General features: G+C 70.4%; 15 protein-coding genes. 7 read left to right on the top strand and 8 right to left on the bottom strand.

All coding sequences use genetic code 11. The annotated features are described in order from the left end of the window. Positions 1 to 11: 11 nt before the first annotated feature. Complete coding sequence (locus VT50_RS13090) at positions 12 to 902, bottom strand: helix-turn-helix domain-containing protein (protein ID WP_046087773.1); 891 nt, start codon at positions 900 to 902, stop codon at positions 12 to 14. Between the two features lie 180 nt (positions 903 to 1082). On the opposite strand from VT50_RS13090, the gene VT50_RS13085 reads away from it, so the two are divergent. Continuing rightward, positions 1083 to 1517 carry an ATP-binding protein gene (locus VT50_RS13085; RefSeq protein ID WP_046087772.1) on the top strand — a complete coding sequence of 145 codons (435 nt, stop codon included), beginning with the start codon at positions 1083 to 1085 and terminating at the stop codon, positions 1515 to 1517. Continuing rightward, entirely contained in the window at positions 1514 to 1738 is a 225-nt protein-coding gene (locus VT50_RS13080; RefSeq protein WP_046087771.1) for a hypothetical protein, read from the top strand. The genes VT50_RS13085 and VT50_RS13080 overlap by 4 nt, the downstream gene beginning before the upstream one ends. Here the strand turns inward: VT50_RS13080 and VT50_RS13075 are convergent. Then, positions 1680 to 4715, bottom strand: a complete 3036-nt coding sequence (locus VT50_RS13075) for an NACHT domain-containing protein (RefSeq protein WP_046087770.1) — start codon at positions 4713 to 4715, stop codon at positions 1680 to 1682. The genes VT50_RS13080 and VT50_RS13075 overlap by 59 nt on opposite strands. A gap of 329 nt (positions 4716 to 5044) precedes the next feature. On the opposite strand from VT50_RS13075, the gene VT50_RS13070 reads away from it, so the two are divergent. Further along, a complete protein-coding gene (locus VT50_RS13070; protein WP_046087769.1) occupies positions 5045 to 5671 on the top strand; it encodes a M23 family metallopeptidase in 627 nt (208 codons plus the stop codon). Between the two features lie 28 nt (positions 5672 to 5699). Here the strand turns inward: VT50_RS13070 and VT50_RS13065 are convergent, their stop codons facing one another. Further along, on the bottom strand, positions 5700 to 6278 hold the full coding sequence (locus VT50_RS13065; RefSeq protein WP_046087768.1) for a TetR/AcrR family transcriptional regulator: 579 nt from the start codon (positions 6276 to 6278) through the stop codon (positions 5700 to 5702). A 160-nt stretch (positions 6279 to 6438) separates the two neighbouring features. Between VT50_RS13065 and VT50_RS13060 the strand changes: the two genes are divergently transcribed. The 3 genes from VT50_RS13060 (at position 6439) to VT50_RS13050 (ending at position 9218) form a co-directional block, all read left to right on the top strand. Beyond that, a complete protein-coding gene (locus VT50_RS13060; RefSeq protein ID WP_276207305.1) occupies positions 6439 to 8076 on the top strand; it encodes an MDR family MFS transporter in 1638 nt (545 codons plus the stop codon). 83 nt (positions 8077 to 8159) lie between these two features. Further along, positions 8160 to 8678, top strand: a complete 519-nt coding sequence (locus VT50_RS13055) for a helix-turn-helix transcriptional regulator (RefSeq protein WP_079343826.1) — start codon at positions 8160 to 8162, stop codon at positions 8676 to 8678. Positions 8679 to 8747: 69 nt separating this feature from the next. After that, a complete protein-coding gene (locus VT50_RS13050; RefSeq protein WP_046087766.1) occupies positions 8748 to 9218 on the top strand; it encodes a VOC family protein in 471 nt (156 codons plus the stop codon). 21 nt (positions 9219 to 9239) lie between these two features. On the opposite strand, the gene cseC is transcribed toward VT50_RS13050, so the two are convergent. The 5 genes from cseC to VT50_RS13025 form a co-directional block, all read right to left on the bottom strand. Next, positions 9240 to 10562 carry a two-component system sensor histidine kinase CseC gene (cseC, locus tag VT50_RS13045; protein ID WP_046087765.1) on the bottom strand — a complete coding sequence of 441 codons (1323 nt, stop codon included), beginning with the start codon at positions 10560 to 10562 and terminating at the stop codon, positions 9240 to 9242. Positions 10563 to 10568: 6 nt separating this feature from the next. Further along, positions 10569 to 11276 (bottom strand): two-component system response regulator CseB, encoded by a 708-nt coding sequence (gene cseB, locus VT50_RS13040; protein WP_046087764.1) that lies wholly within the window; start codon positions 11274 to 11276, stop codon positions 10569 to 10571. Positions 11277 to 11285: 9 nt separating this feature from the next. Beyond that, on the bottom strand, positions 11286 to 11984 hold the full coding sequence (locus VT50_RS13035) for a hypothetical protein (RefSeq protein ID WP_053048654.1): 699 nt from the start codon (positions 11982 to 11984) through the stop codon (positions 11286 to 11288). A 26-nt stretch (positions 11985 to 12010) separates the two neighbouring features. Continuing rightward, entirely contained in the window at positions 12011 to 12619 is a 609-nt protein-coding gene (locus tag VT50_RS13030) for a SigE family RNA polymerase sigma factor (protein ID WP_046087763.1), read from the bottom strand. 256 nt (positions 12620 to 12875) lie between these two features. Continuing rightward, positions 12876 to 13802, bottom strand: coding sequence for an HhH-GPD family protein (locus VT50_RS13025; protein WP_046087762.1), 927 nt, complete (start codon positions 13800 to 13802; stop codon positions 12876 to 12878). A gap of 301 nt (positions 13803 to 14103) precedes the next feature. Here VT50_RS13025 and VT50_RS39965 point away from each other — a divergent pair, with 301 nt between their 5' ends. Continuing rightward, positions 14104 to 14979, top strand: coding sequence for a hypothetical protein (locus tag VT50_RS39965; protein WP_046087761.1), 876 nt, complete (start codon positions 14104 to 14106; stop codon positions 14977 to 14979). The last annotated feature ends 142 nt before the right edge of the window (positions 14980 to 15121 follow it).

Below are 15121 nucleotides of genomic sequence, written 5' to 3'. Positions count from 1 at the left end.
GACCACGCTTCCTAGTAATGGCTGTAGAGGATGTGTCGGATCAGGCCGAGCGAATCTCGAACGTCATGGCTGATCACGGAAGGGCTGGTGTCCACTGGCGGTAGGGCTACGCCACGGAGCCGGTCGAAGTGCCTTCGGTACTGGGCGACCGAGTCCGGGTCGTGGAGGAACATGGACTGGCTTGCGTGATCCAACTGGATGGTTTCCAGAATCCCGCCGTGTGAAGCGATCAGGTTGAAGGGTGTGTTCGCCATCGGAAGGCCGTCTGCCGCGAAGGGCAGGACCTGAATCGTCACATGCGGCAGTTCCGCCGATTCTATGAGCCGCAGCAACTGCTTGCGCGTCACGGCCGAGCCGCCGAACCGCATGTGCAGCGCAGCCTCGTGGATGACGGCATGGATCGTGGGCGGGTCTTCAGCGGCGAGGGCCGCCTGGCGGCGCATCCGAAACTCCACTGCCCGGTCGATGTCGGAAGGGTTCGTCACCATGTCGCTGACCCGAAAGATGGCGCGGGTGTATTCCTCCGACTGGAAGATTCCGGGGATGAACAGCGACTCGTACGAGCGAAGCCCGATGGCACGGGACTCAAGTTCCGCCAAGTCGAGGGCTGCGGCGCGCATGTCGTCCTTGTAACCGCTCCACCAGCCCTTGCCCTTGTCTTCTCCGAGGCTGACCAACGCCTCGATAAGGGGCACACTTGTGCACCCGTAACCCTCGCAAAGTCGACGCAGCCGCTCGCTCGGGATTGCCGTGCGGCCGCCCTCGATGTGCGTCAGGTGCACACGCCCCATGTCGATGAGCGCTCCCGCCTCATGCAGCGTCAACCCGGCTTGCTCGCGCAACCTTCGCAGCTCTGCGCCAAGGCGGCGCTGTCTCTCGGTGGGGTTGGTTCGCAGTGCCAACGGGGTCTCTCCTCAGGGTGTGGGCCACAGTCTGCCGTCAGGGGGTGGGCCGGTCCACTTATTCTGACGCACAGGTTGAACTTGTCATCCTTCATCTCTACCGTGTGTGTGGTGGCAATCACACAGCGGAGCTGTGGGGGCCGCACGATGCCCGTTTACGAAGCGCCACGGAGGCGTCGCATGGGAGCACCCGCACACCCGGAACACCCGCACCGCTACACCCTCTCCGCCCCCGCTCTCCCCACCTCACCCCGTCTGTGCCGCGACTTCGTGCGCGGCGTCTTCACGGCCTCCGGCCTGGAACAACTCGCCGAGGCGGCAGCCCTCTGCACATCCGAGTTAGTCACCAACGTCCACCGGCACGGCAAGGGCGACGTACGGATGGCCGCCACCGTCCAGCACGACCGCGTCCGGGTGACCGTCCACGACGACAGCCCCGAACTCCCCTCGCCCCGCCGCGCGGCAAGCCATGAGACCAACGGGCGCGGCCTCTTCTTGGTCACGGCCCTCTCCGATGTCTGCGGCATGATCCTCGACGAATCCACCGAAGGCACCGGCAAAGCGGTGTGGTTCGAGTTCAACGTCCCGCCCGCGCACACGAAAAGCCCCGTATGAACCCCACTCCCGCCGAGCGGGTCGCCACGGTCCTCCGCGACGACTTCGCCGCCCACGGCGTACGGCTCCCCGACATACGGGCAGACCTCAGCAACCCCCGCCAACCGCAACTCGAACTCGGCACCATCCCCCTCGGCACGGGCTTCGCGCTGCTGCGCGTGCTCACGGACTACCAGCGCCTCCTGAACGCCGAGCGGAGGAGGAAGAGGCCGTCACCGTGACACCGGGCAGGCTTGCGGCACCCGTGATCTCCGCGTTGATCGTGACCGCCTCCAGGTCGGGGAGGACGGCGAGCGGGGACAGGTCGATGGGGCGGTCGGCGCCACCGGGAAAGTGGACGTTCAGGTGGCGAAGGCGGGGGAACGCCGAGGGCAACCAGGCGGCGTCCAGGAACTCGTGCAGAACGTGCAGGTCCAACCACGTGATGTTGGGCGGGAAGTCGCGCTCCATCCGTGCGTGTCCGATCGCGACCTTCAGCCGCTTCAGCGATGTCAGCTTCTCCAGGTGCCAGGGCACGACGCCCACGCCCGACAGGCCCGGCGTTTCGAAGATCAAGGTGCGGAGGGGGAGATCGGACAGGCCGGTGAAGAAGAAGGCCCTGAGACAGTCGGTCAGATAGAGCGTTTCGAGGCTCGTCAGGTGACCGATCGCGGCGCCGAGGTCTTCGAGTACGTGGTTACCGTTCAGCCGGAGCCGGGTCAGCTCCGCCCCATCGAGGTTGTCCCTGATCTCATCCTCCGTGAAATCTCCTCGGAGGATGAGCCGCGGACGCGGCCCCGTGTCCAGGAGCAACCGCAACTGCTCCATGGACTCGGCCACGAAGTACAGGCCGTCCCGGTCCAGACGGAGGATCACCTCATGGAAGTACCGCCCGGTGTCGAACCGCCCCCAGCTCGACGCCAGTTGGGCGCGGACCCCGACCGCCGGGTGGTCGGCGAAACGGGCCAGATACGGGATCGCCGCGTCCACCGGTATGCGGGAGGCCGTCACCACGCAGCACTCCGCGACCTCGTCCGTCAGCCCCTCCGGGCCCGGAAGCAGCTCCAGCGCCAGGGGGCCCACCGTGGCCAGGTCCCGCGCCTGCGGGATGGTCACGGGCGGGACGAACTCCATCGCGTGCCGCGTGACCTCGTCCCGTATCGCCGGGTCCAGGTCGGGCGCGTGTTCCAGGCAGGCCATGGCCAGCAGGAACAGACGGGGCGTCGACTCGGCGCTGTCCTTGCTCCGCGCCACGTCCAGCAGCTTGCGCAGCAGCTCCGCCCGTTCGCGCGGGCGCGCATGGGCCACCGCCATGCGGATGACGTCCTCCCACTGCGCGTCATGCGCGTTCCGGATCAGCAGGCCGACGTCCCACGCCTCCACCGCCGCCTTCGCGCCCAGATAGTCCTGGAAGGTGCGGTGGACGAAGTCCACCGTGGTCAGCGACGGCTCGCGCAACAGCCCGCTGCGCAGCAGCAGATGGCGCAGGATGGCGGGCGCGTCGCCGAGGGCGCGGGCGGCGGGGACCGATGGAAGGGCCTCCTCGATCAGGCGCTCCGCGCGGTCGCGGTCCAGCTCGGCCTCGCCGTTGCGGATCAGGTAGTAGGCGAGCCGCTGGAGGAGCTGGATCTGGGGCTCCTCGTCCAGCTGGACGTCGCCCGGTGCGTAGACGTGGCGCTCGGTGTCGCGCCGCGTCAGCAGCATCGACAGCGCCGCGTCGTACAGCGCCTTGCGGCCCGGCGGCAGATAGCCGCGCCGGGCGCGGTGCAAGGCGCAGATCAGGCCGCACATCAGCGGGTTGGTGGCGAGCCTCGTCAGGTCCTGCTTGGTGCGGACGGCGGTCTGCAGGGCCGATTGGTACGCGTTCAGCTCCGCCCGATCCTCCTCCCCACGGCAGGTCCGGCGCGCCGCCTCGTGCCAGCGGTCGATGAACGCCGCCATGTCCTCGCGGCTCATCGGGGACAGCGTGAACTCGGTGAAGTCCTGCGCCGCCAGCCAGTCTTCGGCGACGGCGGAGGGGCGGGAGGTGACCAGCCACAGGTTGTCCGGGTAGGCGATCAGGAGGTCGGACAGCCAGGCGCGGGTGCGCTCGCGGTCGCGCTCGGGGATCTCGTCGATGCCGTCGACCAGGAGCAGCCCGCGCCCGGCGGACAGCAGGCGGTCGGCCCAGCCGTGCGGCTGGGCGCCGTCCAAGGAGTTGTGGACGGCAGCCAGGAAGGAGGCCGGGGAGGGCAGCGACCCCTGGCGGGCGATCGTCCGCAGGGGGAGGACGAACGGAACGCGGCCGATCAACTGCTCCAGGCCGCGCGGCGGCTCCTGCCGCGCGGTGCACACGGCGAGCCACTGCACAAGCGTGGTCTTGCCGGAGCCCGCGATTCCGCGTAACAGCACCCGCCGGTGGCCGGAGAGCGCCCGATCGGCGGGGAGCGCGGCGTGCTGCGGGGCGTCGGCGGCCGTACCGGCGAACGCGTCGCCCAGCGGGTGCTCCCCACCGGACGAGACCGCCTCCAGACTGAGATACGCCGCGTCCAGCGGCCACGTGGCCTCCGCGTGGCTGAGGTCGACCCCGACGATCGTCAGCGTGGAGTGCTTGCCGACTGTGTACTCCGCGTACCGCCGCTCGAACCCGGCGTCCTGTGCGGCCTGTGACGGTAGCCGCTCGATCAGGACATCGGTCTTGGCGATCAGCTCGCTGAGCTGGTCGCTCTGCTCGACGAGGGTGCGGGCGACGAACGTCGAGCGCTGGGTGAAGAAGTGCAGGATGTGCAGACAGGCGGTGTGCAGCAGGCGCAGGAAGAACAGCATGCCGCTGGGGCTCAGCGGTGGCGTGCTCCGCCCTTGTGCATGGGTGGCACGGGTCAGCTCATGGGCCAGCCCACGGTGGCCGAGCCGCACCGCCTGGACGTCGTCCATGTCGAGGTCGCCGAGTGCGTACAGCATGGTGGCCAGCTGCTCCGCCACGAGCTCGTCCTCGTCGGCGGGGCAGGGCCGCTCGCCGGGTCCGGCGGTGCGGATGGCCTGTACGACCAGTTCGGCGGCGAGCTTGCCGAGGTCCCTCTCGGTCAGGGTGCGCTTCTCGCCCCGGAACGAGACGAGGGAGGAGACGCGGACCGGCTGCTCCACCAGCCCGGCGCCCGGACCCTCCTTGACGAACAGCTTCTTGATGAGCGGTGTGACGACGCTCGACGCGAGACGAGCGCCCATGGTCGCGGGATCCATGTCCCATTCCCCCCGGCGGTTGTGTGCCCCCGGCCACGGCGGGCCGCCGTCAGCGTACAGCGGGACCGGGCGGTCGGGCCCTTGGTCCCGAACCGGACATCCGAAGGTCCCGGCGAAGGTGATATCCCACACAGACCGTTCGGGGTCTACTACGGGAAATAGGGGATCGCGCAGGTCAGAGGCGCCATGGGCATGTCTGGGAATTCCGCGCGGGATACGGCACCCATAGGCAATTCACTACGTAACCACTTAGTAGAAGAACGCCTTGGCCAATTAACGGGAGCGGGATAACAAGGGGCGTTCCGAAGACGCTTCTGGAGGTACTTCCCATGGCCCCGCGCGCCACAAACCGCCGCCGTTTTTCGCTCACCCCCGTGTCCCGAGGACGCGCAGCCGTGGTCGCCGTGGGCCTGGGTGCCTCGCTCGCCCTCGGCGCCGGTACGGCGTTCGCCGTGGGGGCGGATACGGCCGCCTCCGCCCCGTCCGTCAGCCAGGCCGCCGCGAAGGTGTCCGCCCCGAAGGCCCCCGCGAAGGCGGACGCCTGGAAGACCCCGGTAGACAAGTACTCGATAGGCGCGGCCTTCGGCCTCGCGGGCAACCTGTGGTCGTCGAACCACAGCGGTCAGGACTTCGTCGTGCCGTCCGGCACCCCGGTGCACGCCGCGCACGGCGGTGTGGTCGTCAAGGCGGGCCCGAACGGCGGCGGTGACGGCCCCGCGTACGGCAACGCGATCGTGATCAAGCACGACAACGCGACGTACTCGCAGTACGCCCACCTGTCCCGGATCGACGTGCGGATCGGGCAGTCCGTGAGCACCGGCCAGCAGATCGGCCTGTCCGGCAGCACCGGCAACTCGACCGGCCCCCACCTGCACTTCGAGATCCGTACGACGCCGAACTACGGCTCCGCCGTCGAGCCGCTCAAGTTCCTCCGCGACCACGGCGTCAAGGTCTGACGCTCACGCGTCACCCCGCGCTCACGCGTCATCCGCGAGCCGACGACGCGTGCGCCTGCTCCAGCAGATCGAGGGCGACCTCCAGGACGGCCTGCCGCTTGTCCCCGGGGTCGCCCTCGACCGTCTGCAGCGCGAACATCCGCGCATGCATGCTGAACAGCGCGGTGATGCTCCGGACCTGTTCGACCAGGGGCGCCTCGGGGTCCCGGACCAGGGCGGACATCGCGAGCATCCGCTCCTTGAAGATCTGGCCGATGCTCAGCTCGCGCACCGTGGCCTGGTTCTCCTGCATGAAGCGCATCAGTGGCTCGCCGATGTCCAGGGCCACGCTGTAGCGGCGCAGCAGCTCCTGCTTGGTCTCCAGGGTGCGCGGCTGCTGCTCGCCCCAGGCGATCAGCTCGTCCAGCGGTCGGCCCAGGTCCTGGAACAGGCCGAGGACGATGTCCTCCTTGGTCTTGAAGTGGTAGTAGAGGGCGGCCTTGGTGACCTCGAGCTGCTCGGCGATCTCGCGCAGCGACGTCTTCTCGTAGCCGTGCTCCGCGAAGAGCGCCAGGGCCACGTCCTGGATGCGCTGACGGGTGTCGCCCCGCCGCGGTGTGCTGCCCATGGTGCTCTCCCGTACTGCTGGTCTGGCTGCCTCGCCAGGCCGAAATTAACTTACTTGACGCCCGGCTAGTTGGCACCTTACCTTCTCTACTGTACTGAACTAGCCGGGCGGCAAGTAAGTGGGCGTCAGGGCTCTCATCACCCAGGGGGAGACGGAGAACATGGTCCGTAAACAATCAGACGACGAAGCGCCATCCGCTTCGGCACCGGCTCAGGCCGCCCGGGAGGCCCAGCAGCCCCCGGCCAAGGCCGAGCCCAAGCAGCGCAGCACCAGTGTGGTGATCTTCGCGCTGATGATCGCGATGCTGCTCGCGATGCTCGACAACATGATCGTGGGCACCGCGATGCCGACCATCGTCGGCGAGCTCGGTGGGCTCGACCACCTCTCCTGGGTGGTGACCGCCTACACCCTGGCCACCGCCGCCTCGACCCCCATCTGGGGCAAGCTCGGCGACATGTACGGCCGCAAGGGCGTCTTCCTCACCTCCATCGCGATCTTCCTCGGCGGCTCGGCGCTGTCCGGTATGGCGCAGACCATGGGTGAGCTGATCGGCTTCCGGGCCATCCAGGGCCTGGGGGCGGGCGGTCTGATGGTCGGCGTGATGGCGATCATCGGTGATCTGGTGCCGCCCCGGGAGCGCGGCCGCTACCAGGGCATCATGGCCGGTGTGATGGCCGTGGCCATGATCGGTGGCCCGCTGGTCGGCGGCACGCTCACCGACCACCTCGGCTGGCGCTGGATCTTCTACATCAACCTCCCGCTCGGTGCCATCGCCCTCGCGGCGATCACCGCCGTGCTCCACCTGCCGAAGAAGCGCTCCGAGGGCCGGATCGACTACACCGGCGCGGCCCTGCTGACCGTGGGCATCACCGCGCTCGTGCTGATCACCACCTGGGGCGGCAACGAGTACGCCTGGGGGTCGGGCCAGATCGTCGGGCTCGGGGCGGTCGGTGTCCTCGCGCTCGCCGCGTTCCTGTACGTGGAGAGGCGGGTCGCCGAGCCCGTACTGCCGCTGCACATCTTCCGGAACCTCAACTTCACGCTGGTCACCGCGATCGGCTTCCTCACCGGTTTCGTGATGTTCGGCTCGACCACCTTCCTGCCGCTCTACCAGCAGACCGTCCAGGGCGCCACGGCCACCAACTCCGGGCTGCTGCTGCTCCCGATGCTGCTGGGCATGCTGGTGGTCTCGCTGGTCGCGGGCCGGGTCACCACCGTGACCGGCAAGTACAAGATCTTCCCGATCGTCGGCGGTCTCTTCATCACCGGCGGGATGTTCCTGCTGTCCACGATGGACACCGAGACCACCCGCTTCACCTCCGGTCTCTTCATGGCGCTGCTCGGCATGGGCATGGGCTGTCTGATGCAGACGACCATGCTGGTGGCGCAGAACAGCGTCGAGATGAAGGACATGGGCGTCGGCAGCTCCTCCGCCACCCTCTTCCGCACCCTGGGCGGCTCCTTCGGTGTCGCCATCCTCGGCGCCCTGTTCACCAACCAGGTGCGGGACACCATGACCGAGCGGGGCGGGGGCAAGGCCGCGGCCATCACCTCCGGGAGCGCCCAGCTCGACCCGGCCAGCCTCAAGCTGCTGCCGCCGCCCGTCCGGGACGCGTACACCCACGCGGTGGCCAGCGGTGCCCACCAGGTGTTCCTGTGGGGCGCGCTGATCAGCATCGTCGGCGCCGTCGCCGCCTGGTTCGTCAAGGAGGTCCCGCTGCGCGGGGCCGTCACCAAGCCGGCCGACGGCGACGCGGCCGCGGCCGAGACCGCGGCGCCGATCGCCGAGACCGTCTGACCAGCGGTCCGGGGGGAGCGGGGCCGCTGTCAGGGGGCTGTGAGCAGGGGCCGCTGTCGGTGGGGCATGACAGCATCGGACCCATGGTGACCTCGCCGGACGAGGCGCGGCTGGCGCAACTGCGTCGGCTGCGCCTCGCGAAGGACGTGATGGACCGCGACTGGGCCGAGCCGCTCGACCTGGGCGCGGTCGCCGCGCACGCGGGCTATTCGCGCTATCACTTCATCCGCGCCTTCAGGGGCGCGTACGGATCCACCCCCGGCCAGTACCTGACCCGGCGCCGCATCGAGCGGGCCGAGGAGCTGCTGCGCTCGGCCAATCTCTCGGTCACCGAGATCTGCTCGCTCGTCGGCTTCAGCAGCCTCGGCACCTTCTCCACGAGCTTCAAGCGGCAGACCGGGCTCACCCCCAGCGCCTACCGGGACATGCATGTCGACCGGGCCGCGGCGGTCATCCCGGGGTGTTACGCGATGCTGTGGTACGGCGGGCGCGACGCCCGCGCTCCTGGCTCCGACGCCCGCGGCTCCCGCGCCCCCGCCCCCCGCGGCTCCCGCGCCCCCGCCCCCGGCGCGAAGGACCGCAATTCTCGAGAAGCGGATTGAATCCGCCGCTGCCTACCGTGGCCACGTCGCGACGACGCGCGCGGCCCACCCCTACCTCCGGAGGCAGCAATGATCAAGGGGATGTCCATCGTCACCGTCTGGGTCCTCGACCAGGACCGGGCCAAGGCGTTCTACACCGAGAAGCTGGGCCTCGAGGTCCGCACCGATATGAGCATCGGCGGGGACGGCGAGGGCGGCGGCGGTATGCGCTGGCTGACGGTCGGCGCCAAGGGCCAGCCGGATGTGCAGCTGACCCTGATGGTGCCGAGCTCGCCCGGGCTGGACCCGGAGTCCGCCGAGGCCCTTCGGACGCTGGTCGCCAAGGGGGTGCTCGGCGCCGGAGTGTTCACCACCGATGACATCCACCGGGACTACGAGGCGCTGAAGGCGAAGGGCGTGGAGTTCGTCCAGGAGCCCCAGGAGCGTCCGTACGGCACCGAGGCGCTCTTCCGCGACGACTCCGGCAACTGGTTCTCGTTCACCCAGCCCCGCGAGGAGATGGACTTCAGCAAGCCCTGGGAGGGCTGCGTCGCGGACTGAGGGGTCCGCTGGGGCCGAGCCTCAGTCCGGTACCTCGATGACCGGGAAGCTGCCGGTGTTGGTGGGTGCGGACTCCGGCAACCAGAGCACGGCGACCGCGCCCCGGTACTTCCCGTCCGCCTCGTCGCCGCCGTCCATCAGCCCATCCGCGTTGCGGAACGTCAGCCGGGCGCCCAGCACCCGCGCCTGGCCCGCGGCTATGGTCAGCCCCAGGCCGTGCCCGGTGCCCGCGCGGTCCTTGCTGCCGGTGCGGAACCGGCTCGGCCCGTCCTTCAGCAGCCCCTCGGGGAAGCCGGGACCGTGGTCGCGGACGCGCAGTATCCGCCCCTCGACGGTGACCTCGAACGGCGGTTTGCCGTGCCGGGCGGCGTTGGCCAGCAGATTGCCCATGATCCGCTCCAGCCGCCGGGGGTCGGTGGAGACATGGGCGTCGCGCACCACGGTGACCACCGCGTCGGGGGCCATCACCCGGACCCGCCGGACGATGAACTCGGCCAGGGCGATCTCCTGGAGCTCCGCGCGCTCCGCGAAGCCGTCCAGGCGCGCGACCTCCAGGACGTCCTCGACCAGGGTGCGCATCGCCTGCGCCCGGTCCCGTACCAGCTCGGTGGGGCGGCCGGGCGGCAGCAGTTCGGCGGCGGTGAGCAGCCCGGTGACCGGGGTGCGCAGCTCGTGGGCGATGTCGGCGGTGACCCGGCGCTCCGCCTCCAGCCGCTGCTGCAGCGCCTCGGCCATGCCGTCGACCGCCCGCGCCAGATCGTCGGTCTCATCGCGCACCCGGCCGCCGATCGACTCGCGCACCCGGACCTCGGAGTCGCCCTCGGCCAGCTTGCGGGCCGCGGTGGCCGCCTTGCGCAACCGCCGGGAGAGCTGGTCGCCGATGAGCACACCGAGCGCGATACCGCCCAGCACCACCGCCACCGAGCCGATGATCAGCACCCGGTCCAGGTCGTCGAGGACCGCGAACCGGTCCTGGAACTTGGTGTGGACCGACAGCACCTTGCCGTTCCGCAGCGGCACCGAGGCCCACACCTCGGGGGTGCCGGTGCCGGAGTCCTCCAGATAGGTGGCGCGCTGGCCGCGCCACGCCTCCTTCTTCAGCTGCTCGGGCAGCCGGGGGTCGTCCAGCTTGGCGCCGAACCCCAGCACCCGTGACTGCTCGTACCACCGCTGGGCGACCTTCACCCGCTCGTCCATCACGGTGCGGCTGTTGTCGAGCATCGAGACGCGGGCCGCGTTGTGGACGACGAGGCTCAGCACCACCGCGACCAGCGTGCTCACGGCGGCGATGGCGAGGCTGACCTTCCACCGCAGACCCGTGCGCAGGGCGAACCGCCGTCGCAACGCCGCTCAGCCCCTGAGCTTGTAGCCGAAGCCGCGGACCGTCTCGATGCGGTCCTGGCCTATCTTGCCGCGCAGCCGCTGCACATGGACGTCCACGACCCGGGTGTCCCCGCCCCAGCCGTACTCCCAGACCCGCTCCAGCAGCCGGTCGCGGGAGAGCACGGTGCCGGGGGCGGTCGAGAACTCCAGCAGCAGCCGCATCTCGGTCGGGGTGAGCGCCACCTGCAGCCCGCCCTTGCGTACCTCCATGCCCTCGGGGTCGACCTCCAGGTCGCCGAAGCGCAGCACCCCGCCGTCGGGCTCCTCGGGGACCGGCTCCGCGCCCCGCCCGCCGGGGCCGCTGGCATGGCCGAAGCGGCGCAGTACGGCCCGGATGCGGGCCACCAGCACCGCACCGTCGAAGGGCTTGGTCACATAGTCGTCGGCGCCGGCCTCGAGGCCGAGCACCACATCGATGGAGTCGGCCCGCGCGGAGAGCATGATCACGGGGACGGTGGACTCATCGCGGATCCGGCGGCACAGGCTGACCCCGTCCAGGCCCGGAACCATCACATCGAGCAGGGCGATATCGGGGCGGTCGGCGCGGAAGCGCTCCAGGCCGGTCAGCCCGTCGGGCGCGGCCGTCACGAGGAAGCCATCGCGCTCCAGGGCGAGCTGCGTGGCTTCACGGATGACGTCGTCGTCCTCGACGAAGAGCACATGGGTCTCGGCCACGGCCTCGCTTCAGCCTTCCGTTCCGTCGTCGTCGGTGCGCGCGGTCGGCACCGGGGTCGCCTCTTCCTTGGGCACATTCTTGCTGTAGTCGGTGCGGTCGCGGGACCGCACCGTGAACGAGCGGTCCACCCCGGACCAGCCGTAGGTGATCACGGTCTCGCTCGAAGGGCAACAGACCGAGTCCCCGGAGGTGTAGGAGAGCTTCGTCACCCGCAGCTCGTCCTTGGTGACGTCGGCGTAGACGGGCGGCTGCTCATCGCTGAAGACGTTCTCGTACCTGTCGCCCGCCTTGCGGTACACATACGAGCCGATGCCGAAGCCGTCGGTGCAGCTCATGACGTTGATGACCAGGTCGGAGTCGGCGGAGTCGGTCAGCCGGCCGGACGTCACGTCCACCGGGTAGCCCTTGATCCCCTGCTTGGCCCCGCGCTCGGTGGCCGTGGGGCAGGGCTTGAGGCTCGCCTTCAGATCGTCGCTGACCCGCGGATCCGCCTTGACCAGCTTGATCACGTCGACCTTCTTCCCGGCTGCCGGTGACGGCCGGTCGGATCCACGGCCGCCCGCGTAGGCACCGGAGTCCGCGGCGGCCGAGGCCCACTCGGTGTTCGCCGGTCCCTCCTTGCGCACGCCCTGGCTCGCGTCACCACATCCGGCCAGCATCCAGCCGCCGGCGGCCACGAGGCCCACGACCGCGCCGCCGGTGAGCATGACTGTTCTGCTGGGAGAGGCCCTGGTCAGGCCGCGCACCGTTCCTGCCCCTGCTCCTGGCGGGCGCGCCGGACCCGACCCGTGTGCTGCCGGACGTTGGCGGCCTGCTTGGTGTCCCCGTCCCGGCGGCCGAGCGCGCGGGTGTCCACATCGCGGCTCTCCAGCTCCTGCCGCAGCCGGGCCAGCGCCCGGTGCAGCGTGCTCTTGACCGTTCCGGTCGACATTCCGAGCGCCTCCGCGGTCTCTTCGGTCGTCATCTGCTCCCAGTGTCGCAGCACCACGACACTGCGCTGCTTGGGAGCGAGCACCGAAAGGACGTCCATCAGCAGGGCGCGGTCGGCGTGCTGCTCGGTGCCGTCGTCGACGCTCGCCTCCGGAAGCTGCTCGGTGGGCACCTCGTCCAGCTTGCGGGCGCGCCACCACTCGGTACGGGTGTTGATCATCACGCGTCGGAGATAGGCGTCCGCGAGCGATTTGTCCGCTATGCCGTCCCAGCGGCCGTAGGTGCGCACCAAGGCGGTCTGGAGCAGGTCCTGTGCCTCGACCGGGTCGGGGATCAGCCGACGTGCGCTGCGCAACAGCGCGTCCTGCCGATTCCGCACGTACTCCTCAAAGTCCAGAACATTGCTGCTCATGGTGTGCAGCCTCCATCCGCGTTTTCCCCGCCGTCGATGTGCCCGGCTTCTCGCTCGGCACGGGAAGGACGCTACGGAGGCGCTGTTGCGGCGCCAGGCGCAACTACGCCTCGGCGAACGCACAGCTACCCATAGGTTGTGTAACAACGGAACCCGGCCCGACTGAGTGTCAGAACCGGGTCCTGGGAGTGTCACAGGTCTGTCACAGACGGGCCGTGACGAGGAATCTTCTCGGGTCGGCTCAGCTGAGCTCGGGTCACGTCAGCGGCAGTCGGTAGAGGCCGCCGGACAGCGGCTCCACCAGCCCGTCGGAGACGAGCCCGTCGAGCGCGCGGGCCCGCTGCACCGGCTCGTCCCACACCTGGTCCAGCGCCGTCTGCGGCACCGGTGTCACCGCCTCCCGCAACACCGCGAGCAGCTTGCCCCGCACCTGGCGGTCAGTACCGGCATAGGTCTGGCCGCGCCGCGCCGGTCCGTCGTGCTCCGGGGAGCCGGCCTGCCGCCAGGCGCACAGCGCGGCGATCGGGCAGCGTACGCAGTCGGGGGTGCGGGCCGTGCAGACCAGCGCGCCCAGCTCCATCGTGGCCGCGGCCCAGCGCGCCGCGGTCGGCTCGTCCCCGGGGAGCAGGGCGCGGGCCAGCTTGCGCTCGGCGGCGGTGGTGGCGTTCGGCGGGTACTGCGCACCGCTGACCGCGCGGGCGAACACCCGGCGCACATTGGTGTCCAGCACCGGATGGCGCTGGCCGTACGCGAACGAGGCCACGGCCGCCGCCGTGTACTCACCCACCCCCGGCAGCGCCAGCAACTGGGCGTGGTCGCGCGGTACGTCACCGCCGTGCCGCTCCCTTATGGCGGCCGCGGCGCCGTGCAGCCGCAGCGCCCGGCGCGGATAGCCGAGCCGGCCCCAGGCGCGGACCGCCTCACCGGGCGGTTCCGCGGCCAGGTCGGCCGGGCGCGGCCAGCGGGCGAGCCACTGCTCGTACACCGGCAGCACCCGGCTCACCGGGGTCTGCTGGAGCATGAACTCGCTCACCATCACACCCCAGGCGCCCGCCTCGGGGCGGCGCCAGGGGAGGTCGCGCGCGTGCGCGTCGAACCAGTCGATGACGGGCCGGTGCAGAACGGCTCCGTCGGAGTCGGAGGATGCGGCGGCCGGGACGGCGGAAGCGGAAATGGCAGTCATCGCATCCGATCCTGACACGACGGGACGGCTCGCGGGGCCCAGGGCGCGGGCGTTCGGGTCGAGCCGCGCCAGTCGTTGCCAAATCGTGCGATACGGCGCCCGTACGGGAACGGACGGCCGCTTGTCGCGCCCGGGTGCGGTCTTACGGTGCCCCTGGGGTGATCGCGGGGCACTTGGTGGACCTCCGCCGACCCCTCAGGTACCGGATCGGGTACCGGATCCGGTCGGATCATGAGAAAAGTAGGGCTTGGGGCGGGGGTTATTGGCTGGTAGCGCTCCCGATCTCTCGTAGAGTTTCCGCGTGGGATCTCTGCGCAATCCGATCGGGCCGCTTCCCTCCTCCATTTACTGGCGGCGGAGGGCCGTTGCGCTGGCCCTGCTCATCGCCATCATCCTCGTGGTCATCTGGGCCTTCGGCTGGGGTGGTTCGGGTGGCGGCGGAAGTGACGACGGCAAGGGGCCGGGCGGCGGGGGACCCGCGAGCACGATCACCCCGGGCCCCTCCTCCTCCGGGCCGGTCAACAGCGAACGGCCGGGCGGGCGCGATGAGTCGGACGGCGGTGGCTCGGGCTCGGGCGGCGGCGGGGGCAGTGGCTCCGGCGGCGGCGGCTCGGACGACGGCGGTGCGGACGCGAGCGGCGGCGGCGCGGGTGGCGGCGGCTCCGGCGGTGGGGGTGGCGCGGGCGGCTCATCGGGTGGCGGTGCGGGCGGTGGCATCGGCACCGGGACCGGACAGGGCCTGCCCGCCGGGTCGAGCCTGCGCGACTGCCGCTCCGGCGACGTGGAGTTGACGGTGCGCAGCGTCAAGGACTCCAAGGTCAAGAACACCTGGGCGCCGGGCGAGAAGCCCACCTTCGAGATCGTCGTGAAGAACACCAAGTCGAGCTCCTGCAAGGTCGACTTCGGGCGCGCCGCGGCCTCGCTGACCATCACCGACGCCCACAACGCCCATGTCTGGGCCTCCGACGACTGCCCGGAGGGCAGCGCCGCCGCGCTGATCGAGGTGCCGGGCTCCGGCCAGATCAAGCGCACCGTGGACTGGGACCGCAAGCGCAGCGCCGAGCACTGCGCCACACCGTCGGGCAGCGCGTCGGCCAAGCCGGGCACGTACCTGGTCGAGGTGAAGGTGGACGGCCTCGGGACGGCCAAGGTGTCATTCGTCCTCGAGAAGGACTGACCGGCGGCGGCCGGGACCGCGCCCACGACCACGTGTGCGGCGCCCACCTACCGGATATACCGCGGCTACGGGGTGCCCGGCGGGTCTGTCCCCTCCCCGCCCCTTCCCGATACCAGCGGCTTCGCCCCTGGACCCCGGGCGA

The sequence above is a fragment of the Streptomyces antioxidans genome (assembly GCF_000968685.2).
Lineage (GTDB): Bacteria > Actinomycetota > Actinomycetes > Streptomycetales > Streptomycetaceae > Streptomyces > Streptomyces antioxidans.
The sequence above is the reverse complement of the archived record's forward strand: the minus strand, read 5'-3'. Positions and strand labels throughout refer to the sequence as shown.